The organism is Lacimicrobium sp. SS2-24, assembly GCF_002201535.1.
Classification (GTDB): Bacteria; Pseudomonadota; Gammaproteobacteria; order Enterobacterales; family Alteromonadaceae; genus Lacimicrobium.
On the sequence record NZ_NIWW01000008.1, the window covers coordinates 77,401 to 99,502 of the forward strand.

Below are 22,102 nucleotides of genomic sequence, written 5' to 3' on the forward strand. Positions count from 1 at the left end.
TTCATAGGGAAAAGGAAACCAATGATGAACTTTGAAACTAAACAACTGCAAGAAACCATAGAAGATCTTAAGCGCCACCGTGATGAAATCAATGTGCAGATGCATCTGGCCCGGGCGGAAATGCGAGATGAATGGAATGGTCTGGAAAAAAAGTGGGATGCACTTCAATCCAGGTTTTCGGCGATCAAAAAAGATACCGGAGAATCCAGCAAGGAAGTCAGGGCGGCTCTGTCTTTGCTTACCGAAGAAGTCGGCGAGGCCTATAAGAGGTTTAAAAAACGCCTGAAAAGCTGAGTATCTTTAGGGCTGGGAATAAGCAAAGGCAGGGCCTCCATGCCCTGTGTCGTCTCGCCTTATTTACTGATCTTTTTATATTTTAATCTATGCGGCTCGACGACGTCCTTACCGAAGTTGTCTTTCAGCCAGGCTTCGTAGTCGGTGTAGTTGCCTTCGTAGAAGTTCACTTTACCTTCATCGCGGTAATCGAGAATGTGCGTGGCTACCCGATCCAGGAACCAGCGGTCGTGCGAGATGACCATGGCGCAACCAGGAAATTCCAGCAAGGCTTCTTCCAGTGCCCGCAGGGTTTCCACATCGAGGTCATTGGTCGGTTCATCGAGCAGTAGCACGTTGCCGCCGGCTTTTAGCAGCTCAGCCAAATGCACTCGGTTACGCTCACCACCGGACAGGTCTTTGATGTACTTTTGCTGGTCATTGCCCTTGAAGTTGAAGCGACTGACGTAAGCGCGACTATTGACTTCAAAACTGCCGATGCGAATCACATCCTGGCCGTCAGAAATCTGCTGCCATACGGTTTTGTCACCGTCGAGGTGATCGCGAAACTGGTCCACACTGGCTAGCTTCACGGTATCGCCCAGCTCGATGCTACCGCTGTCTGGCTGCTCCTCACCGCTGAGCATTCTGAACAGGGTCGACTTACCCGCACCGTTAGGGCCAATGATGCCGACAATAGCACCTTTTGGCACACTAAAGCTGAGGTCGTCAATCAGCACGCGGTCACCGTAGGACTTGGTCAGGTGTTCCACATCAATGACTTTATCACCCAGGCGTTCGCCCGGCGGAATAAACAGCTCATTGGTTTCATTCCGTTTCTGATAATCATTGCTGGACAGTTCTTCAAAGCGCGCCATACGCGCTTTGCTTTTCGCATGACGGCCTTTGGGGTTAGTACGTACCCACTCCAGTTCCTGCTTAATGGAGCGCTGGCGAGCCTGCTCGGTGCGCTCTTCCTGCTGCAGACGCTGATCCTTTTGCTCCAGCCAGGAAGAGTAATTTCCTTCCCAGGGGATACCATGACCACGGTCAAGTTCGAGGATCCAGCCCGCTACGTTATCCAGGAAGTAACGATCGTGGGTAATGGCAACCACGGTACCTTCGTAGTCGTGAAGGAAGCGCTCCAACCAGGCCACGGATTCAGCATCAAGGTGGTTGGTGGGTTCATCCAGCAACAACATGTCGGGCTTTTCCAGCAATAACCGGCACAGGGCAACACGACGACGCTCCCCCCCGGAAAGTTTGCTGACTTCGGCATCCCATGGCGGCAGACGCAGGGCATCGGCGGCACGTTCCAGGGCATTGTCGAGATTGTGGCCATCTTTGGACTGAATGATGGCTTCCAGCTCACCCTGCTCTTTTGCCAGGGCGTCGAAATCTGCATCTTCCTCGGCATAGGCAGCATACACTTCATCCAGCCTTTTAAGCGCCTGAACGACATCGGCGAAGGCCTCTTCCACATTGCCCCGTACGTCTTTGCTTTCGTTTAACTGAGGCTCCTGCGGCAGGTAGCCAATATTGATCCCCGGCTGAGGTCTGGCCTCACCTTCAATTTCTGTATCCAGGCCGGCCATAATACGTAACAGCGTGGATTTACCGGCCCCGTTTAGGCCCAGTACACCAATTTTGGCGCCGGGGAAAAAGCTCAGGGAAATATCTTTAAGAATCTGACGTTTGGGCGGAACAATCTTACCCACCCTGTGCATGGTATAGACGTATTGAGACATAGCTTCTCTTATATCAGTTTAGGAGGTGTTATGGCCGGGTATTCTAAACCAGTTGTCCCCCCGGTTGAAAGACAAGTCTGAGCCTGATGCGGCTGATCTGATTGTCGCTATAGGCTGTACTTTAACTGGAAAATGGCTAGAATATGGCCTCTTTTTTCCAGTAGTTTACTAGCCGCACAACCCCCGAGGAGAGACGATGCTTTCACGCGATATGAATATTGCCGATTTTGACCCTGAATTATGGCAAGCCATAGAAAAAGAGACGCAACGTCAGGAACATCACATTGAGCTGATCGCATCAGAGAACTATTGCAGCCCCAGAGTATTGGAAGCGCAAGGTTCTCAACTGACCAATAAGTACGCTGAGGGCTATCCTCATAAGCGCTACTATGGTGGTTGTGAATATGTTGATATTGCTGAAGACCTGGCTATCGAGCGCGCCAAGCAGTTATTTGGTGCTGAATACGCGAATGTGCAGCCTCACTCAGGCTCTCAGGCAAACTCTGCCGTTTTCATGGCATTGCTCAATGCCAATGACACCGTGCTGGGAATGAGTCTGGCCCATGGTGGCCATTTAACTCATGGCGCGAAGGTGAGTTTTTCCGGTAAAACCTATAACGCTGTACAGTACGGTCTGAATCAGGAAACGGGTGAAGTGGATTATGCCGAAGTGGAAGCGCTGGCGCTGGAACACAAGCCCAAAATGATCATTGCGGGTTTTTCTGCCTATTCGGGTGTGATGGATTGGTCCAAGTTCCGGGCCATTGCCGATAAGGTGGGTGCCTATTTGCTGGTGGACATGGCCCATGTTGCCGGTCTGGTGGCGGCAGGTGTTTATCCTAATCCTCTGCCTCATGCCCATGTGGTCACCACCACAACCCATAAAACACTGGCCGGCCCCCGTGGCGGTCTGATCCTCTCTTCCTGTGGTGATGAGGACCTGTACAAGAAGTTCAACAGCTCCGTCTTCCCGGGCAACCAGGGTGGCCCGTTGTGCCATGTGATCGCAGCAAAAGCCGTTGCCTTTAAAGAGGCCTTGGAGCCGGAATTCAAGACGTATCAGCAGCAGGTGGTAAAAAACGCCAAAGCCATGGTCTCGGTATTACAGGAGCGCGGCTACAAGATCGTTTCTGGTGGCACCGAAAACCATTTGTTCCTGCTTGATCTGATTGATAAAGACATTACGGGTAAGGATGCTGATGCAGCCTTAGGGCGGGCCAATATTACGGTAAACAAAAACTCAGTACCCAATGATCCCCGCTCGCCGTTTGTTACCAGTGGATTGCGTATTGGTTCACCGGCGATTACACGTCGTGGCTTTAAAGAAGACGAGGCACGTCAGGTTGCAGCATGGATTTGTGACGTACTGGATAACCTCGGTGATGAAACCGTTGAGAATCGGGTGCGCGCTGAAGTGGTTGCTCTGTGTGAGTCTTTCCCGGTTTACGCCTGATAAGGCCGCCAGCTTTTAACTTGCTCTAAGACGCAGCTTCAGGCTGCGTCTTTTTGTTTGCCCCGAAGCAAACCGGGCGTTCGCGTTCTGTGACACGGGTGAATCAGTCTTTTGCCCGTGACGGGTGCTTGCTGAGGGGGCTGCTGATATAATCCGCACATTATAAAGACATAAGCCTTTGTTGGAGACATCATGTTTTGCCCTTTTTGCTCCGAGCAGGAAACCAAGGTCATAGACTCTCGGCTGGTGGCCGATGGCCATCAAATCCGTCGTCGTCGGGAGTGTCTTAAGTGTCATGAACGCTTCACGACCTTTGAGGCGGCTGAACTGGTGATGCCGAAAGTGGTAAAGCGGGACGGGTCCCGTGAGCCCTTCAATGAAGAAAAGCTCCGAGCCGGTTTGCAAAGAGCGCTGGAAAAACGCCCCATCAGTACCGAGCAGGTGGAAAAGAGTATCAACCGGATCAAATCCGAGTTACGAGCCACTGGTGAGCGCGAACTGGGCAGTCAGTTTATCGGCAATGTGATCATGGACGCCCTGAAGGAACTGGATAAAGTGGCCTATGTGCGCTTTGCCTCGGTTTATCGTTCCTTTGAAGACATTCGTGAGTTTGGTGAAGAAATTGCCCGTCTGGGAAGCCAGAGCGACCAAGCCGATACCCCAACGCCGGAAAAAAATGACTGAATTTACCCGCCTTGACCATCAAATGATGGCGCTGGCGCTCAAACTCGCCGGTCGTGGCCGCTTTACCGTGTCGCCTAATCCTATGGTCGGTTGCGTGATTGTCGCCGCTGATGGAAAGATCGTCGGGCGTGGCTGGCATCAGCGCGCCGGAGAGCCTCATGCGGAGGTCTATGCTCTGCGTGAGGCCGGGCCGCTGGCGCGTGGCGCAACCGCCTATGTGACGCTGGAACCCTGCAGTCACCATGGGCGCACGCCCCCTTGTGCACAGGCTCTGATCGAGGCGGGTGTAGCAAAAGTGGTGGCAGCGATACAGGATCCCAATCCTCAGGTTTCTGGTCAGGGACTGGCGATGCTCGAGAGCGTGGGGATTGAGACAGCTGTGGGGCTTATGCACCAACAGGCCAAAGCGCTTAACCGCGGTTTTTTCAGCCGTATTCAGCGCCAACGCCCCTTTGTCACCCTTAAGCTGGCAGCCAGTCTGGATGGTAAAACGGCGATGGCCAATGGCCATAGTCAATGGATAACCGGTGAGGCGGCAAGGCTTGACGTGCAGCGCCACCGGGCGCAAAGCTGTGCACTGTTGACTGGCTCAGGTACGGTCTTGATCGACGACCCGAGTCTGAATATGCGACTCTCATCCCAAGAGCTGGGCATTGAGGGCGCTCCCCGACAACCAATGCGGGTTATCGTAGACAGTAAAAATCAGCTCACACCTTCACACCGACTTTTTTCGTTACCCGGTGATATTTTACTTGCGAACAAACGTAGTAGCCCCCATCAGTACCCGCGGCACGTATTTCAGTGGCAGTGCCATGAAAAGAGCGCCAGGGTATCCCTGCCGGCATTGATGCAGCATCTGGCTGAGCGCGGGGTCAATACCCTGTGGGTAGAGGCCGGTGCCGCACTGGCCGGCGCCATGCTGGAGCATCAGCTTATTGATGAACTGATCCTGTATCAGGCGCCTAAGCTGATGGGAGATAAGGCCAAAGGCATGGCGCTGATGCCCAGCCTCAGTCATATGGATCAGGCGACGCATCTGAGCTGGAAGGATGTCAGAATGGTGGACGAGGATCTTAAACTCACAGCCCGGGTCAGTTATCCGGCAAAGGCAACACAGAAGAGGTGAGCAGTGTTTACAGGCATCATTGAAGCGACAGGAAAAATTGAGGCAATTCGTCCTACCGGTGGCGATGTGCGCCTGACCCTGAGCACCGGTAAACTGGATATGTCTGATGTGGCACTGGGTGACAGTATTGCCACTAATGGCGTCTGTCTGACCGTTGTGGAGTTCACAGGACAGCGTTTTGTTGCGGATCTGTCTACGGAAACCCTTTCCCGCTCCACTTTTGCTAACGCCAGAGTTGGACAGGTGGTGAATCTGGAGAAGGCCATGCTGGCCTCCACCCGCTTCGGCGGGCATATTGTCAGCGGCCATGTAGATGGAATTGGTGAAGTGCTCAGTGTCAGTGAAAACGCACGGGCGTGGGAGGTCTGGATAAAGGCCCCCGACGGACTGGCCAGATATATGGCCGAAAAAGGCTCCATAACCGTAGACGGTGTGAGCCTGACCCTCAATCGTGTGGATGGAGCGCGCTTTATGTTGACGCTGGTGCCACACACGATGCAGGAAACCAATATCGGAACCTATCAGCCAGGGACTCAGGTGAATCTTGAAGTGGATGTGATTGCCCGCTATCTGGAGAGACTGATGCTGGGTGACAACGCAGCACACAGCGGCCAGTCCATTGATATGGCGTTTTTAACCAAACACGGTTATGCCAAATAACAACATAATTCGAAACACAGGTCCTTAAGGACTGACGTTATGCACCTTCTCCCACCGCTGACGGAGAGAAGGTCGCGCTACCCTACAAATCAGAGTGAGATCTATGCCGATAAACAGTACACAGGAGATCATCGACGACATTCGCCAGGGAAAAATGGTGATTCTGATGGACGATGAAGACAGAGAAAACGAAGGGGACCTGATCATGGCGGCAGAGCATGTCACCCCCGAAGCCATCAATTTTATGGTGACCCACGCGCGCGGGCTGGTATGCCTGCCGATGACTGAAGAGCGCTGTCAGCGCCTCAATCTTCCCCTTATGGTGGATAACAACCGGGCACAGTTTTCCACTAACTTCACCCTATCCATTGAAGCCGCAACAGGCGTGACAACCGGTATTTCCGCAGCGGATCGTGCTACCACCATCAAAGCGGCCGTGGCGAAAGAGGCGAAAGCCACTGATATCGTTCAGCCGGGACATATTTTCCCCCTGATTGCCAAGCCGGGTGGCGTGCTAAATCGTGCCGGTCATACCGAAGCCGGCGTGGATCTGGCGAGACTGGCAGGGGCTGAGCCTGCGGCGGTGATTGTGGAAATTCTCAATGATGACGGCACCATGGCCCGTCGTCCGCAACTGGAAGAGTTTGCACAGCGGCACAATATCAAGATCGGTACCATAGCGGACCTTATCGAATACCGTAACCTCAATGAGACCACCATTGAAAAAGTGGCTGAGTGTCGCCTGCCAACAGAGTTTGGTGAATTCGATCTGATCACCTTCAGAGATGAGATTGATGATGAAGTGCACTTTGCGCTGCGCAAAGGTGAGGTCAAGCCAGAGCATCCGACCCTGGTGAGGGTGCACCTGCATGATACCTTCGGTGATCTGCTCACCTCACAGCGGGCGCTGGACAGAAGTATGGGGCTGCATCAGGCCATGCAGCGTATTGCCGAAGAGGGCGGTGTGCTATTAATTCTGGGTAAGCAGGAATCGAATCAGGATCTGATTGCCAAAGTCCGTCAGTTTGAGGCAGAAGATAAAGGCCAGCAGCCCCCGGCACAAGGTTGGCAGGGAACCTCGAGAACCGTGGGGGTAGGCTGTCAAATCCTCTCATCGCTGGGGGTCAGCAAAATGCGCCTGCTGAGCAAACCAAAAAAATACCATGCGCTTTCCGGGTTTGGTTTAGAAGTGGTGGAATACGTCAGCTGACGGGCGTGGCCGGGCAAGACACGGGGTCTTCCTCAAGGGCAGTCTGCAAGGGCCGATGGGCGCCCGGGCAGATTGATTTAGAGCAGTCCCGACTATAGTTATAGGGCTGAGCTGTGCTATCATATGCGGCTATTTAGCACCGAATTTTTGAGCAGGAAAGTAGCATGAAAGTGATCGAAGGTAACATGCGCGCCACTGGCAAGAAGTTTGCCCTGGTTGTGTCACGGTTTAACAGCTTTGTGGTGGAGAGTCTGGTAGACGGCGCCCTCGACGTGCTGGAGCGGGTCGGCGAAGTGAACGAGCAAGACATTACCCTGGTGCGGGTACCCGGAGCCTATGAGCTTCCTGTCGTGGCGAAAAAGCTTGCTGAACAGGGCGGCTATGACGCCATTATTGCTCTTGGCGCGGTGATTCGTGGTGGTACGCCTCATTTTGACTTTGTTGCCGGTGAGTGTAACAAGGGGCTGGCTCAGGTATCACTGGAATTTGGTTTGCCGCTGGCCTTTGGTGTTATTACCACGGACAGCATCGAACAGGCTATCGAACGTTCCGGTACGAAAGCCGGTAATAAAGGGGCTGAAGCGGCCATGAGTGCGCTGGAAATGGTCAATGTCCTTGACCAGATACAAGGAGCCTGATCTGTGAAGCCCTCCGCTCGTCATAAGGCAAGAGAACTGGCCGTACAGGGGATTTATTCCTGGCAGATGACAAAAAACTCTGCCCAGCAGATTGAATTACATCTGGCGACCACGTCGGATATGACCCGGGTTGATATGGCCTACTTTCAGGAGTTGCTCAGAGCCGTCGTCAATGACTATGACAACCTTGATACCCGTATTCGTCCCTACCTGGGCCGTCTCCCAGAGGAGCTCGATCCGGTTGAGAAAGCCGTTCTCAGGCTGGCAACTTATGAACTTCTGGAGCGTCCTGAAATTCCTGCAAAAGTGGTGATCAATGAAGCCATCGAACTGGCTAAATCATTTGGTGCTGAAGAAAGCCACAAATTCGTCAATGGCGTGCTGGATAAAGCCATCCGCACTCTGCGTAAACACGAAAAAATCTAGTGCTGGCCCTAAGCGGTCTGATGGTCGATGCAGCGGTTCAGATAGCTGCAGTGAGACTATCAGCACTGCATTGGCCCCGTCGTGCTAAATGGGCGGGCTAACGCCCCGCTCCAGAGCATGGCACACAGCGTTTTCGGATGGATACCGGTATAGTGAAAGAATTTGATTTAATAGAGACCTTTTTTAAGCACAAAGGCTATCAACGTCGTGATGTTCAGATTGGCATCGGCGATGATGCCGCGGTGCTCAGTGTGCCCGCCGGGCAATCGTTGGTGGTGACCACCGATACGCTGCTAAGCGGGGTGCATTTTCCTGTTAACACACCCGGACGGGCGGTGGCCAACAAAGCGGTGTCGGTCAATTTAAGTGATCTTGCGGCGATGGGCGCAGAACCAGCCTGGTTAAGCCTGTCCTTATCAATGCCAGAGATCGATAAAGAGTGGCTGAATGGCTTTTCTCTGGGGCTACAGGAACTCACTGAATACTATTCAGTGCAGCTGATAGGCGGTGATACGGTAAAAGGTCCCTTAAGCGTGACCATTACGGCACAAGGTTTTGTGCCGGAGAATCAGGCTCTGACCCGAGGTGGCGCAAAACCCGGCGACTGGATATACGTTACCGGCAATCTTGGTGATGGCGGACTGGCTCTGGATATGTTGCAAGGGCGCATGGATGTGGCGCCCCGACATAAGAACTATCTTAGTAACCGGCTCAACTGCCCAACGCCCAGAGTGCTGGCCGGGACCATGCTGCGCCGTGTGGCAAGCGCCTGTATCGATATCTCTGATGGTCTGGTCCAGGATCTGCGCCATATTCTCAATGCTTCCCAGGTCAGCGCCACCATACAGGTGGACCAACTGCCTTTGTCACAGGCGATGCAGGAGTCAGTGGTGAACGATCAGGCAATTCGTTATGCCCTCACCGCGGGTGATGATTATGAACTGCTGTTTACCGTCTCTGAGGAGCAAAAGAGTCATTTGCAACATGTTCTTTCCACTACCAGTGAGGGGTTTACCTGTATTGGCCAGATCATTGGCGGGCAAGGGAAGCTCGAATTGCGCCGGGGCAAGGAAAAAGTGCATTATGATGTGCTCGGCTTCCAGCACTTCCGTGACTGAGCATCTAGACATCTGATTATGAACCGGGATCCTCTGCAAAATCTCAGTCTTCGTCATCCCGCGCACTTTCTGGCGCTGGGGTTCGGTTCGGGATTGTCTCCAGTAGCACCGGGAACCATGGGGACACTCGTCACCCTGCCGTTGGTCTGTTTATTGGCGTTGACGGGCCTCATCAGCTATGTGTTGGTCACCCTGGTGGCTTGCGTGATTGGGATCTGGATATGTGGCCGCACCGCCCGTGATATGGGAGTGCATGACCATGGTGCCATCGTTTGGGATGAAGTGGCCGGTATGCTGCTGACCATGATAGCAGTGCCCGTGACAGGCGTGACGCTGCTGGTGGGGTTTGTGATATTCCGGGTGCTGGATATTTTAAAGCCCTGGCCCATCAGTTATCTGGATAAACACGTTCACGGTGGCGCCGGTATCATGGCCGATGACATTCTGGCAGGGGTGATGGCCTGTTTACTAATGCATTTGCTTATGTACCTGGGGTGGTTGCCGCTTCCAGTCGCTTAATTCGCTGCCACATGGCGCTATGACAGGCCATGGAAAGGCCTGCACGCTGGCCCTGTGTCACCAGATAACCATTAATATAATCGACTTCTGTGCGCCGCTTATGGCGGATATCCTGATGCATCGAAGAATAATTCTCCGCGGTCGCCTGAATAACGTCATCCACCCGAGCGGGTATCTGTTCCCAGCCCGGAATCTGTTTTAATTGCATCAGCGCCTGCGTTTCAGCATTAAGTTGAGCAATCTGCTCGCGGTATTGAGGGCCCATCAAGGCACCGTTTCTGACATTTTCAAGGGCTGTTAGGGGGTTGATCACGGCATTAATGGCGAGTTTTTGCCACAGTGCCGGTTGCAGCTCCTGATGCCACTGCGCCGGCTCCAGCAACAGATTCAGGCGTGCCTCAACATCCCTGCTGATGTCACCGGGAAGGGCAGGGGAAACCCACCCTAAATCCGTTATCCCTTTGCCGGTTTCAACAATGTTGTTGTTATTGCGATAGACCGCCTTCTTACTGATAGCCGCGATAAGAGGGCTATCCGGTAACTGGCGCCTGACGTCTTCAATGACCCCCATGCCGTTATTGAGCAGCACTAAGGGTTGCTGGCCCAGCCAGGGCGAAAGGGCGATGGCTGCCTCTTTCATATGAAACGCCTTGAGGGGTAAAATCAGCAGTTCATCTCCTCTGAGCTGTGAAGCTAAGAGCTGCGGGGGTGTCCACTCAAAAGACTGACCATCCAATCGGGTCAGTTTTCGTGACTGGCAAGGTCCGGCTTTAGGTATCACGGCATAGTCCCATTGGGCTTGCTGACAGACTCCGGCCAACAGGCTGCCGATGGCACCCTGGCCGAGGATAACGATTTTCATCACGCCTTTGTCCGCCATAACCTGCGTAGTCGTGGGATCAGCGTTAACATGACACCGATACCAATGCCAATCAGGTTCGCCTGCAAGTCTTCCCAACTGCTATGCCGGTAAGGGATCCAGTGCTGAGAGAGCTCTGTGAGCATCGCGAACAACATTACCAGACACAGTAACCAGGCAAGATTAAGGTTCAGGCTCAGTTTGCCAAGCAGCGTGACGCTGGCGAAAAAGATCACGTGATAGTATTTATCCAGGCTCATATCCAGAAAAACGTAAGCCGGAGGGATCCACAGCATTACGCAAAATATCAGCAAGGTGGTTAGCGTGGTGTAAAACAGCCAGGGCCTTTTAATCAGTGTGTTAAAGCGCATTGCCGGTGACACTCGCAGTTGTGGCGCTTTTGGGCAACGTCGGCCAGTTGAGTTGCCAGGGCGGGGTATAAGCACTGATGGCCTGTTCACAGGCCTGGTTTAAAAATGCGCTTCCGCGCTCAGGAGGCAGAACAAACTGATAGTCCTTTGCGTCACTGCTAAAGCGCAGGGCAAACGCATGTAAGTAGGTGCGATCGGCCGCAGTACCCTTGTACAGTGCGTCTCCCAGAATCGGGCTGCCCAGACTTTTTAGCATGACCCTGAGCTGGTGCGTTTTGCCGGTATGGGGTTTTAGCAGAATCAGGCGTTGGCCTGCGGATGCCGCGCAACTGAAAAACTGGGTCACAGCGGGTGAGCGCCGCGTTTTCGTTAACATCCATGCCCCCCCTCTGGCTTTTTGCATGTCACCGTATACACAGCCTTGCTTTTTGGCCGGACGGCTGTCGGTGATGGCCAGATAATACTTGTCTATCTCTCGCCGGGCAAAGTGTTGTGATAGCCGCTGAGCACTTTGACGATGCTTGGCCAGCATCAGCAGACCTGATGTCACTTTATCCAGCCGATGCACCAGATAGGGGGCGTTTTTTTGCTGATGCGCCAATAGCGTGACGATGCCGGGTGTGTCACCCTCCTGATGCATCCCAACACCGGGTGGTTTGTGGATCACCAACATGTCTTCGTCTTCATAGATGACCGGGATCGGGTGTTGAGAAAGGGGGGACGTCATTATGTCGATCTTCAGGAGTCAGTTCGTTGCCACGCAAGATACCCGAATTGTTAGTGAAAAAGTGATGACATACAACAATTGGACGCAAGTTTCTGGTATAAACAGCCTGAATATCCCCAGGTACCCTGAGCAAGCAGGTGAAATGTTCCCTGCTGACACAGATAGATGGCCGTGTCGCGGTCTGCTCGAACAGAAGGGAACCATGGAAACGTCAATTCACCGCATATCCAGAGGATCTGATAATGCCGTTACGAAGTGTGTTGCTCCTGAGTCTGCTGACGCTTGTTGCCTGTGTTCAATCGCCCCCCCAGAACCCATTGTCAGAGGGCATTACGTTGCTGGAACAGCATGTGCCGGAAGCGGGGCAAACAGGTATTCCATACAACAAGTATCAACTGGACAATGGTTTAACGGTGATCCTGCATCAGGATAAGTCCGATCCGCTGGTGCACGTGGATGTGACCTACCATGTGGGCTCAGCACGGGAAGAGCCCGGCAAATCGGGCTTTGCTCATTTTTTTGAGCACATGATGTTTCAGGGCTCCATGCACGTGGAGGATGAGCAGCACTTTAAAATGATTACCGAAGCTGGTGGCAACCTCAATGGCACCACCAATGCCGATCGTACTAATTATTATCAGACCGTACCGGCCAATCAGTTACAAAAGGTACTGTGGCTGGAAGCGGACAGAATGGGTTTCCTATTGCCGGCGGTCACGCAACAGAAATTTGAGGTTCAGCGTGAGACCGTGAAAAACGAGCGGGCACAACGGGTGGATAATCAGCCCTACGGTCTGCGTGGTGAACGCACGGATGAGGCCTTGTATCCGCAAGGCCATCCCTATTCCTGGCCCGTGATTGGGTATACCGAAGATCTGGACCGGGTCAGTGTTGAGGACCTTAAGGCCTTTTTCTTTCGCTGGTACGGGCCGAATAACGCCGTGCTGACCATTGGCGGTGATCTTGATGAAGCACAGACGCTGGCGTGGGTGAAGCAGTACTTTGGCAGCATTCCAGCTGGCCCTGAAGTGAAAAAGATGGAAAAGCGTCCTGTGACACTGGAAAACGATCGTTATGTCACGCTAGAGGACAATGTGCATTTGCCACTGCTGCAACTTACTCTGCCCACAGTCCATGTGCGTCATGAGGATGAAGCGCCTCTGGATGTGTTGTCGAATATCCTTGGTGGGGGTAAAAATTCCCTGTTTTATAAGAATTTAGTCAAAGACGGCTATGCCGTGAATGCCGTGGTGGGCCACCCGTGTCAGGAACTGGCCTGTAAGTTTCAGCTCATAGCCCTGGCACATCCCCAACGCACCGCCAATCTTAGTGAACTCAAACAACGCATTGATGCAACACTGCTGGAATTCGAGCAGCGAGGCGTGGAGCCCGATGATCTGAAACGGGTCAAGGCATCGATATTGTCCTCGACCATTTTTGGTTTACAAAGCGTTGCCGGAAAAGTGGCGACACTGGCCAGCAATGAAACCTTTGATAATCAGCCTGATCGGGTTGCTTACGACCTTGCCCGTTACCGCAACGTCACCGCCGAGGATGTAATGCGCGTGTATCAGCATTACATCAAAGACAAAGCCGCTGTGGTATTGAGTATTGTGCCACAGGGACAGGCGGCGCTGGCAGCTGCAGAGCAGGACTTTGCATTCTCCCGTGCGGAATTTGATATCGAGCATGTCCCCGCCCCTGACTGGCAGCCTCCTGTGGATGAGTTTGATCGCAGTAAGGAGCCGGATGCCGGCCCGGCGCCGCTGGTCAGCTTGCCGGATTACTGGCAGAGGGAGTTTGACAATGGCATGGTGCTGGTCGGTCATAGCAACGATGAGACACCTACGGTCACCATGAACTTGTCCCTGGAAGGGGGGCCTTTGCTGGAGTCTGCCGAGAAAGCGGGACTGGCTGCTATGACGGCGATGATGATGAATGAATCAACAGAGCGTTTCAGTACCGAGGAAATGGCGAATGAACTGGCCAAGCTGGGCAGTACCATCAGCTTTGGTGCCGGTGGCCGCTATACCGAGATCAACCTCTCCAGTCTCACGGAAAACCTGGACCAAACCCTCGAACTGTTGCAGGAAAAACTGTTCAGGCCTGCCTTTTTAGAAGAAGATTTTCAGCGCATCAAGCAACAGCTGCTGCAGTCGCTGCAACAGCAGGTAAAAAGACCGGAGGCACTGGCATCACGTGCGGTACGCTGGCTGCTGTTAGGGTCGAAATCCCGACTGGGCTTACCTGACACAGGCACACTGGAAACCATTGAAGCCCTTGAGCTGAATGATCTTAAAGCCTTTTATGCTCGTTACTACTCGCCAGCGCTGAGTAAACTGGTGTTGGTGGGGGATATCGGTGAACAAGAGATGGTGCAAAAGCTCGACTTTCTCAGAACCTGGCAACCGCAGCCCTATTCCTTGCCTGCCAGAACGGCATTTGCGGCTGACCTGGCACCGGCCCTTTATCTGGTTGACCATCCTGGTGCCGTGCAGTCGGTGATCCGTATGGTTAAACCGGACCAGCCTTATGATGCGGTGGGCGAACAGTTCCGTAGCAAATTAATGAACTTCCCCCTGGGTGGGATGTTTAATAGTCGTATCAACCTCAATCTGCGGGAGGACAAAGGCTATACCTATGGGGCGTCCAGCAGCTTTGTGGGGGGCAAGACCTTAGGGTGGTTTCAGGCTGGTGCCAGTGTTAAGCAGGAAAACACCGGTGATGCCTTGTCGGAGTTATTGAAGGAGATCTCGCACTATCAGCAACAGGGTATGCAGGATGATGAGCTCAAGACCCTGCGACTGGCTTATTTACAGGGGGAGGCGCTGGATTACGAGACACCCGGGCAAAAAGCCGGTTTTTTACGTCATTTGCTGACCTTCAATCTGCCTGCGGATTACGTCAGGGAGCAGCAGCAGATTATCCGTAACATTGGTCTGGAAGAGCTGAACCGGCTTGCTCATAAGAAGCTGGATCCTAAGCAGATGTCCATCATCGTCGTAGGTGACAAGCAGGCGTTGTTACCACAGCTGGAGACACTGGGGCGTGACATTCAGGATCTTGTCCTGCCCTTGTAACGGGTTTAGCGGGCTCAATACTGAGTTGAGCCCGCTTTGCATTGCTTGAATTTAAGATTATGCTCCCCACTAATGGGGAATGTATGCACACTAGGATTGATTTTGCAGCAAACAACCACTTCCTACTCTGAGCGCCTGACATTATTGGCCAAACCTGAGGTGGCAGAGAGCCTCAAAGGTATCTTGCACGGTATTGAGCGCGAGGCACTGCGGATTAACGCCGATGGCAGTCTGGCCCAGACGCCCCATCCCACAGCGCTGGGTTCGGCATTGTGTCACGAGCACATCACCACAGATTTCTCTGAAGCGCTGTTAGAGTTTATAACACAGCCCCATGAAGATCCCCGCCAGGCAATGGCACAGCTAAGAGATATTCATAAGTTTGTGTATGACAATATCGGCGATGAGCGCCTATGGCCTTTGAGTATGCCATGCTACATCGATGATGAAGACAGTATTCCTATTGCCAATTTTGGTCCCTCCAATGTAGGAAAAATGAAATCCCTTTATCGGATCGGATTGAAGAACCGTTATGGCAGTATGATGCAGGCCATTGCCGGGGTGCACTATAACTTTTCTCTGCCTAAAGCATTCTGGCAGACCTGGTTTGGTGCACAGGGTCACGGCGACGCTACTCAGGATAAGATCTCGGAAGCTTACTTCGACCTGATTCGCAATTACCGGCGCTTCTGTTGGCTGATTCCCTATCTATATGGTGCCTCGCCGGCCTTGTGTGGTTCTTTTATTCGGGATCCGAAGATCAAACAGGCGATGCAGAAGCTGGGCAAGGGGACCTACTACCTGCCTTATGCCACTTCACTGCGAATGAGTGACCTGGGTTATACCAATAAAGCCCAGTCGGGTCTGAATATCTGTTATAACCGGGTGGATAAATATATCCATTCTCTGCGCGAGGCTATCCGTACGCCTTCTGCGGACTTTTCCCGCTTTTCCGGTAAAAAAGAGGGACAGTATCAGCAGCTCAACGCCAACGTACTGCAAATTGAGAATGAGCTGTATTCACCGATTCGTCCCAAACAGCCCACACGTAAACTGGAAAAACCCACTGATGCCCTGGCCAGCCGCGGCGTCAGTTATATTGAAGTGCGCGCGTTGGATGTGAACCCCTTTTGTGAAGTGGGGATCTGCCTGAATCAGTTCTACTTCCTGGATGTGCTGTTGACCTATTGTGCGATTTGTCCGAGTGACGATTTATCGCCGCAGGCCTTTGCCGAGACCGATGCCAATCTGACCCGGGTGGTAAAAGAAGGGCGCAAACCGGGTCTGCAATTACAGCGAAATGGTCAGGCTATCGCGATGCAGGACTGGGGCAATCAGTTGTTTGCCGATTTAATGCCGGTGGCCCAGATTCTGGACCAGGTGCATGGCACCGATGTTTATACTAAAGCGGTAAAGACTGAACATGAGAAACTGATGCATCCGGAGTTGACCCCCTCTGCCCGTATGCTCGACCATTTACTCAGTACGGGACAGGACAACGGGGAGTATGCACTGGAGATGGCGGTTCAGTACAGAGAACGCCTGGCCCAACATGAATACAGTTTTCACAATGAGCAAGAACTGCGGCAAATGGCCGCGGCGTCACTGGCGCAGCAGAAAGAGGAAGACAGCGCGCAAGAGCAGAGTTTTGATGACTTTCTGCAAGGCTATTTTGCCTACGATGCAAAAAGTTGCGCATAAAAAAATGCCTGGCATTTGCCAGGCATTAAAGGTTATCAGGGACACACATAACCAAACACACAATCATTATGAGTGGCGTTACGGGGAATAGTTCAGCGTGGTGTTAAAAAAAATTCTACCGAGTCTCATTATGATGCTAATCCTGTTGTCTGGCTGTGCCAGCAGCCCTCCCCAGGACAGCAGTAATATCTGTGAAATCTTTTATGAAAAGCGGGATTGGTATGATGCGGCCTCCGATATGAATGAAAAATGGGGGGTGCCGATTCATGTGCCGATGGCGATGATGTATCAGGAAAGCTCCTTCCGACACGACGCCCTGCCGCCCAGAGACTATATTCTGTTTGGCCTTATCCCCTGGGGACGGGTAAGTTCTGCCTATGGCTATTCCCAGGCAAAAACCATGACCTGGAAAGACTACGTGCGCGAGACCGGTAACAGTTGGTCTTCTCGAACCAATTTTCATGACGCGATGGACTTTATGGGCTGGTTTATCAGCAAGTCCCATCAGATCAATGGAGTGTCTAAGTGGGATGCCTATGCACAGTATCTTAACTACCACGAGGGGTGGGGAGGCTATCGACGTAAGAGTTACAACGATAAACCCTGGCTGAAAAGAGTGGCGGGCAGAGTCAAAGATCGATCCTATCGCTATGCGACTCAGCTTAAAACCTGCAAAGAAGATCTCGACCGCAGCTGGCTGTGGCGGTTATTTTTTGGGTAGGTTGACCACACACCACGCTAAAGCCACAAAAAGCGTTTTTTTAACCACAGAGGCACACAGAACGCAGAGGAAGGAAGAACCAACAGGTTATTTCTCTGTGAACCCTGCGGCTGTGCTGATTGGCATTACGAAAAGGTTAATGGTTGCCCGATAACGGCGCTCGGGCATAACTGACGGTCGTCCCGCATGCTGTTGGCGCGAACCCGGCGTCCTTTTTCTCCATTACCAACCACACAAAAAGTTTCAGTCGTAGCCTGGATGTAAGGAAGCGGATTCCGGGAATCAGTCTGAATGACGTTCTTCTATTTCAATCAAACGGATAACTATCTTTTCAAGGCTTTGAGTTTATATAAGGTTTCCAGTGCCTGCCGGGGACTGAGTTCATCCGGGTTCAGCTGGTCGACCGCTTTGTGCAGGGCATCGTCCATCTGCGCAAAGTTAAGCTGCGCGGGTGCGGCCACTTCCGATGCCACTACCTGTTTGTCATGATTGAGCTGCTCCAGCTCCTGTAACTTAATTCGCGCCGCATCAATGACGGCTCTGGGCACTCCAGCCAGTTGTGCCACTTGCAGGCCGTAGCTGCGATCGGCGGCGCCTTCCTGAACGGCATGCATAAAACTGATCCCCTCATCATATTCCACCGCGTCCAGATGCACATTACTCAGTGCCTCCAGTTGGGACGCCAATTGCGTTAGCTCAAAATAATGGGTGGCAAACAGGGTAAAGGCGCTGATGCGCTCTGCCAGATAGCAGGCGGTGGCCCAGGCCAGCGACAGACCGTCATAGGTGCTGGTGCCGCGGCCTATTTCATCCATCAGCACCAGACTGTTGGTGGTGGCATTATTCAGAATATTGGCGGTTTCGGTCATTTCCACCATAAAGGTGGAACGTCCTGATGCCAGATCATCAGAGGCGCCGATGCGCGTGAAAATACGATCGATGGGACCGATACAGGCGTTTTCTGCAGGCACAAAGCTGCCGATACAGGCCATGAGTACAATCAGCGCAGTCTGGCGCATATAGGTGGACTTACCGCCCATGTTGGGCCCGGTAATAATCAGCATGCGTCGCGTCGCGCTCATTGCCAGTGGATTGGCAATAAAGGGCGAACTCATCACCTGTTCCACTACCGGATGACGTCCCCGATCGTAGCGCATGCCGCGCTCTTCAGTGAATGTCGGGCAATGATAATCCAGCGTAGCCGCCCGCTCTGCAAGGTTAGCCAGAACATCCAGCTCTGACAGGGCCGCTGCCGCACGTTGTAGCGCAGAAAGGTGCGGTAAAAAGTGCCCAAACAGCTCGTCATACAAGCGCTTTTCCAATGCCAGCGCACGACTCTGACTGGTGAGCACTTTATCTTCATATTCCTTGAGCTCAGGAATAATGTAGCGTTCATTGTTCTTCAGCGTCTGACGACGGACGTACTCAGGGGGCACCTGCCCGGCATAGCCCCGGCTGATTTCGATGTAATAGCCATGTACGCGATTAAAGCCAACCTTGAGCGTGGGGATCTCGGTACGTGCCTTTTCCCGTTCCTCGAGCTCAGCCAGGTAGTCGGTCGCTCCTTTGGATAATGCGCGCAAGGCATCCAGTTCCTCATGGTAACCCGGGGCGATAACACCCCCGTCACGCATTAATACGGGCGGATTCTCTACCAAAGCCCGGTTCAGTAATTCAAGCAGCTTGGGCACGGGCGGCATGTCACTGGCGAGTTGATGTAAGGGGGGGCAATCGAGGTGATGGATAAACTCGTGCAGCTCAGGCAGTTGGGTAAAGGCCTGGCGCAGACGTGCAAAGTCCCGCGGCCTTGCACTGCGCAGGGCAAGGCGTCCCAGTACCCGTTCAATATCGCCGACCAGTTTAAGGTGGCCACGCAGTGTTTCCAGATCCGATCCCATCAGCGCGTGAATCATCGACTGACGCTGTGCCAGCACACCGGTATCGGTCAGTGGTCTGTGCAGCCAGCGCTGCAGCAGGCGACTGCCCATCGCCGTGCTGGTCTTATCTAATACCGCAAACAGCGTATTGTCCGTGCCGCCGCTGAGGTTGCGGGTGAGCTCAAGATTGCGACGGGTTGCGGCATCCATTTGTACGGTATCGCTGTTGCTTTCCAGGCTGATGGCGCGAATATGAGGCAGTGCCGCACGTTGGGTATCTTTGACGTATTGCAGCACACATCCTGCGGCGCACAGGCCTGCGTGGGCCTGAGATACCCCAAAACCTGTCAGTTCTTTGGTGCCAAATTGCTGATTGAGCTGCGTCGTCGCGGTTTCTAAATCAAACTCCCAGTCTGGTCTGCGTCGTAATCCTTTATACTGCTCAATCAGATGAAAGGCGGCAAAGCCTTCTGGATAAAGCAGCTCTGCGGGTTGACTGCGTTGCAGCTCCGCCTGCAGATCCTGCTCATCAGCCAGCTCACACAGACTAAACCGGCCACTGGCCAGCTCCAGTGTGGCATATCCGAAAATGTACTGGCCCTGAGTTTGCTTTTGTTGAAATACTGCTGCCAGCAAATTGTCTCGTTTTTCTTCCAGCAGCGCCTCATCGGTTATGGTACCGGGCGTCACAATACGGGTAACTTTGCGTTCAACCGGACCTTTGCTGGTGGCGGGATCGCCAACCTGTTCGCAAATGGCCACCGACTGCCCCATTTTCACCAGTCGTGCCAGATACCCCTCTACCGCGTGGTAGGGCACCCCGGCCATAGGAATCGGATCGCCCCCTGACTTGCCCCGTGCGGTAAGGGAGATATCCAGTAACTCTGCGGCGCGACGGGCATCCTCATAAAACAACTCATAAAAATCCCCCATACGATAAAACAGCAGAATGTGCGGGTGCTCCGCCTTGATGCGTAAATACTGTTGCATCATGGGGGTATGCTGCGAGATAGTTTGCTCTTTGAAGAGTCCGGCTTGCGTGACAAAATTATCAGAAGGCATCATAAACTGTTATAAGGAATGAAAAACATTGAATGAATCAACCCTGCAATTGGCCAGTAACCTTGGCCAGCGACTCAAAGACAATGGCTGGAAACTGACATGTGCAGAGTCCTGCACTGGTGGAGGCATAGGATACGCGATCACAAGCGTGTCTGGAAGTTCTGCCTGGTTTGAACGTGGGTTTATTACCTATTCTGATGAGGCCAAACAGCAAGTGCTGGGGGTGGATAACAGCATGTTGATCGTCGAAGGTGCGGTATCTGCCAAGGTGGTGGAGCAAATGGCCTCGGGCGCGTTAAAGGCTGCCGATGCCGATCTGGCGATCGCAGTCAGCGGTATTGCCGGCCCCGATGGCGGCAGCCCGGAAAAACCGGTGGGTACGGTCTGGTTTGGGTTTGCCACCGCAGACAGGGTTGAAAGCCTGCATCAGCGCTTTATGGGTGATCGGCATCAAATTCGCAGCCAGAGCATCGAAGTGGCGCTGCAAAAAGCCCTGCAATTGGTCAGTTAGACGCCTGTTCCCCTGTCGCCGCCGCGGGCGGCGAGGTGGCAGAGAAAAACTTTTCTTATTCCGCTTGTAACTGTATAGCTATACAGTATAATTCAATGTATCACCAATAGGGTCCCCGTTTAGGAGCAGAACAATGGATAGCAATAAAGAAAAAGCCCTCTCGGCCGCACTAGGTCAGATTGAAAAACAATTTGGTAAAGGTGCGATTATGCGCCTTGGCGATAACCAGGCACTGGATATCGACGCGGTGTCAACCGGCTCACTGAGTGTGGATGTGGCCCTGGGTATAGGCGGTTTGCCCTTTGGCCGGGTGGTGGAGATCTATGGTCCGGAATCTTCCGGTAAGACCACCTTAACCTTACAGGCCATTGCAGAAGCACAGCGAATGGGTAAGACCTGTGCGTTTGTCGATGCTGAGCACGCTCTCGATCCGCTGTATGCAGAAAAAATTGGTGTAAACGTAGACGAACTGCTGGTGTCTCAGCCTGACACGGGTGAACAGGCGCTGGAAATCTGTGACATGCTGGTACGCTCCGGTGCCGTCGATGTTGTGGTTGTGGACTCGGTGGCGGCGTTGACGCCTAAGGCTGAAATTGAAGGTGAGATGGGCGACTCTCACGTAGGGCTGCAGGCGCGACTGATGTCACAGGCTCTGCGTAAGCTGACCGCTAACATCAAGCGTTCCAACACGCTGTGTATCTTCATCAACCAGATCCGGATGAAAATCGGTGTCATGTTTGGCAACCCGGAAACGACAACCGGCGGGAATGCGCTGAAGTTTTATGCCTCTGTGCGTCTGGATATTCGCCGTATTGGTGCCATCAAAGAGGGTGATGAAGTCGTGGGTAACGAGACCCGCGTAAAAGTGGTCAAGAATAAGGTTGCCCCTCCCTTTAAGCAGGCGGAGTTCCAGATTCTCTACGGTCACGGTATCAGTAAAGAAGCCGAACTGATTGATCTGGGCGTGGCCAACAAGTTGGTGGAAAAAGCCGGTGCCTGGTATAGCTATAAAGGCGATCGTATCGGGCAGGGTAAAGCGAATTGTGTGCGTTACCTGAAAGAGAAGCCTGAAATTGCCAATGAACTGGACAAGCTTCTGCGCGATAAATTATTGCTGAAAAAGACCGTCAAAGATGATGCGGCAGCATTAGAGGCGGAACCCAAGGGCGAAGCCAAAGATCTGCTGTAGGCGGATACAACAAAGCCGCAACAGGCTTGAATAAGGGACAAAAAAGCCAGTCAGGGTGATCGACTGGCTTTTTTTATGCGTTTAAGACCACATCAACGTACGGCCGGAGGCATCTCTGCGACGTTATCGTCAGCGTGCACTCTGTGCAT

The 22,102-nt window shown here is 52.9% G+C and carries 20 protein-coding genes; 15 read left to right on the forward strand and 5 right to left on the reverse strand.

The genetic code is table 11. The features are described 5' to 3' along the window. The first annotated feature begins 21 nt into the window (after positions 1–21). Entirely contained in the window at positions 22–294 is a 273-nt protein-coding gene (locus CCY32_RS13620; RefSeq protein ID WP_141096235.1) for a hypothetical protein, read from the forward strand. Positions 295–353: 59 nt separating this feature from the next. Here CCY32_RS13620 and ettA read toward each other — a convergent pair whose 3' ends face one another. Then, positions 354–2,021, reverse strand: a complete 1,668-nt coding sequence (gene ettA, locus CCY32_RS13625; protein WP_088331612.1) for an energy-dependent translational throttle protein EttA — start codon at positions 2,019–2,021, stop codon at positions 354–356. A 196-nt stretch (positions 2,022–2,217) separates the two neighbouring features. On the opposite strand from ettA, the gene glyA reads away from it, so the two are divergent. The 9 genes from glyA (at position 2,218) to CCY32_RS13670 (ending at position 9,855) form a co-directional block, all read left to right on the forward strand. Beyond that, on the forward strand, positions 2,218–3,474 hold the full coding sequence (glyA, locus tag CCY32_RS13630) for a serine hydroxymethyltransferase (RefSeq protein ID WP_088331614.1): 1,257 nt from the start codon (positions 2,218–2,220) through the stop codon (positions 3,472–3,474). Positions 3,475–3,666: 192 nt separating this feature from the next. Beyond that, positions 3,667–4,158, forward strand: coding sequence for a transcriptional regulator NrdR (nrdR, locus tag CCY32_RS13635; RefSeq protein WP_088331616.1), 492 nt, complete (start codon positions 3,667–3,669; stop codon positions 4,156–4,158). Continuing rightward, entirely contained in the window at positions 4,151–5,284 is a 1,134-nt protein-coding gene (gene ribD / locus CCY32_RS13640; protein WP_088331618.1) for a bifunctional diaminohydroxyphosphoribosylaminopyrimidine deaminase/5-amino-6-(5-phosphoribosylamino)uracil reductase RibD, read from the forward strand. The genes nrdR and ribD overlap by 8 nt, the downstream gene beginning before the upstream one ends. A 3-nt stretch (positions 5,285–5,287) precedes the next feature. Continuing rightward, the gene (locus CCY32_RS13645) at positions 5,288–5,944 is read left to right on the forward strand and encodes a riboflavin synthase (RefSeq protein WP_088331620.1); all 657 of its coding nucleotides are present in this window, start codon (positions 5,288–5,290) and stop codon (positions 5,942–5,944) included. 103 nt (positions 5,945–6,047) lie between these two features. Continuing rightward, on the forward strand, positions 6,048–7,154 hold the full coding sequence (ribBA, locus tag CCY32_RS13650) for a bifunctional 3,4-dihydroxy-2-butanone-4-phosphate synthase/GTP cyclohydrolase II (RefSeq protein WP_088331622.1): 1,107 nt from the start codon (positions 6,048–6,050) through the stop codon (positions 7,152–7,154). 164 nt (positions 7,155–7,318) lie between these two features. Continuing rightward, the gene (gene ribE / locus CCY32_RS13655) at positions 7,319–7,792 is read left to right on the forward strand and encodes a 6,7-dimethyl-8-ribityllumazine synthase (protein ID WP_088331624.1); all 474 of its coding nucleotides are present in this window, start codon (positions 7,319–7,321) and stop codon (positions 7,790–7,792) included. Positions 7,793–7,795: 3 nt separating this feature from the next. After that, complete coding sequence (gene nusB / locus CCY32_RS13660) at positions 7,796–8,218, forward strand: transcription antitermination factor NusB (RefSeq protein ID WP_088331626.1); 423 nt, start codon at positions 7,796–7,798, stop codon at positions 8,216–8,218. A gap of 152 nt (positions 8,219–8,370) precedes the next feature. Then, positions 8,371–9,336, forward strand: coding sequence for a thiamine-phosphate kinase (gene thiL / locus CCY32_RS13665; RefSeq protein ID WP_088331812.1), 966 nt, complete (start codon positions 8,371–8,373; stop codon positions 9,334–9,336). An 18-nt stretch (positions 9,337–9,354) separates the two neighbouring features. Beyond that, the gene (locus CCY32_RS13670; protein WP_088331628.1) at positions 9,355–9,855 is read left to right on the forward strand and encodes a phosphatidylglycerophosphatase A; all 501 of its coding nucleotides are present in this window, start codon (positions 9,355–9,357) and stop codon (positions 9,853–9,855) included. On the opposite strand, the gene CCY32_RS13675 is transcribed toward CCY32_RS13670, so the two are convergent. Genes CCY32_RS13675 through CCY32_RS13685 form a run of 3 tightly spaced genes read right to left on the reverse strand, consistent with a single transcriptional unit; the run spans position 9,818 to position 11,812 of the window. Beyond that, complete coding sequence (locus CCY32_RS13675; protein WP_246840628.1) at positions 9,818–10,717, reverse strand: 2-dehydropantoate 2-reductase; 900 nt, start codon at positions 10,715–10,717, stop codon at positions 9,818–9,820. The two genes, CCY32_RS13670 and CCY32_RS13675, sit on opposite strands and share 38 nt — an antisense overlap. Beyond that, positions 10,717–11,085: a VanZ family protein gene (locus tag CCY32_RS13680; RefSeq protein WP_088331632.1), complete on the reverse strand. Its 369-nt coding sequence runs from the start codon at positions 11,083–11,085 to the stop codon at positions 10,717–10,719. The genes CCY32_RS13675 and CCY32_RS13680 overlap by 1 nt, the downstream gene beginning before the upstream one ends. After that, positions 11,075–11,812 (reverse strand): TIGR01621 family pseudouridine synthase, encoded by a 738-nt coding sequence (locus tag CCY32_RS13685; RefSeq protein WP_088331634.1) that lies wholly within the window; start codon positions 11,810–11,812, stop codon positions 11,075–11,077. Before CCY32_RS13685 ends, CCY32_RS13680 begins: the two co-directional genes overlap by 11 nt. Positions 11,813–12,054: 242 nt before the next feature. On the opposite strand from CCY32_RS13685, the gene CCY32_RS13690 reads away from it, so the two are divergent. From CCY32_RS13690 to CCY32_RS13700, 3 genes are all read left to right on the forward strand, one after another. Then, entirely contained in the window at positions 12,055–14,892 is a 2,838-nt protein-coding gene (locus CCY32_RS13690) for a pitrilysin family protein (RefSeq protein WP_088331636.1), read from the forward strand. 102 nt (positions 14,893–14,994) lie between these two features. Next, positions 14,995–16,593 (forward strand): glutamate--cysteine ligase, encoded by a 1,599-nt coding sequence (gshA, locus tag CCY32_RS13695; protein ID WP_088331638.1) that lies wholly within the window; start codon positions 14,995–14,997, stop codon positions 16,591–16,593. A gap of 130 nt (positions 16,594–16,723) precedes the next feature. After that, the gene (locus CCY32_RS13700) at positions 16,724–17,314 is read left to right on the forward strand and encodes a hypothetical protein (RefSeq protein WP_210401747.1); all 591 of its coding nucleotides are present in this window, start codon (positions 16,724–16,726) and stop codon (positions 17,312–17,314) included. A 323-nt stretch (positions 17,315–17,637) separates the two neighbouring features. Here the strand turns inward: CCY32_RS13700 and mutS are convergent, their stop codons facing one another. Next, positions 17,638–20,253, reverse strand: a complete 2,616-nt coding sequence (gene mutS, locus CCY32_RS13705; protein ID WP_088331816.1) for a DNA mismatch repair protein MutS — start codon at positions 20,251–20,253, stop codon at positions 17,638–17,640. A 28-nt stretch (positions 20,254–20,281) separates the two neighbouring features. Between mutS and pncC the strand changes: the two genes are divergently transcribed. Then, positions 20,282–20,764: a nicotinamide-nucleotide amidase gene (pncC, locus tag CCY32_RS13710; protein WP_088331640.1), complete on the forward strand. Its 483-nt coding sequence runs from the start codon at positions 20,282–20,284 to the stop codon at positions 20,762–20,764. Positions 20,765–20,897: 133 nt separating this feature from the next. Beyond that, positions 20,898–21,953, forward strand: a complete 1,056-nt coding sequence (gene recA, locus CCY32_RS13715) for a recombinase RecA (RefSeq protein ID WP_088331642.1) — start codon at positions 20,898–20,900, stop codon at positions 21,951–21,953. Positions 21,954–22,102 lie beyond the last annotated feature (149 nt).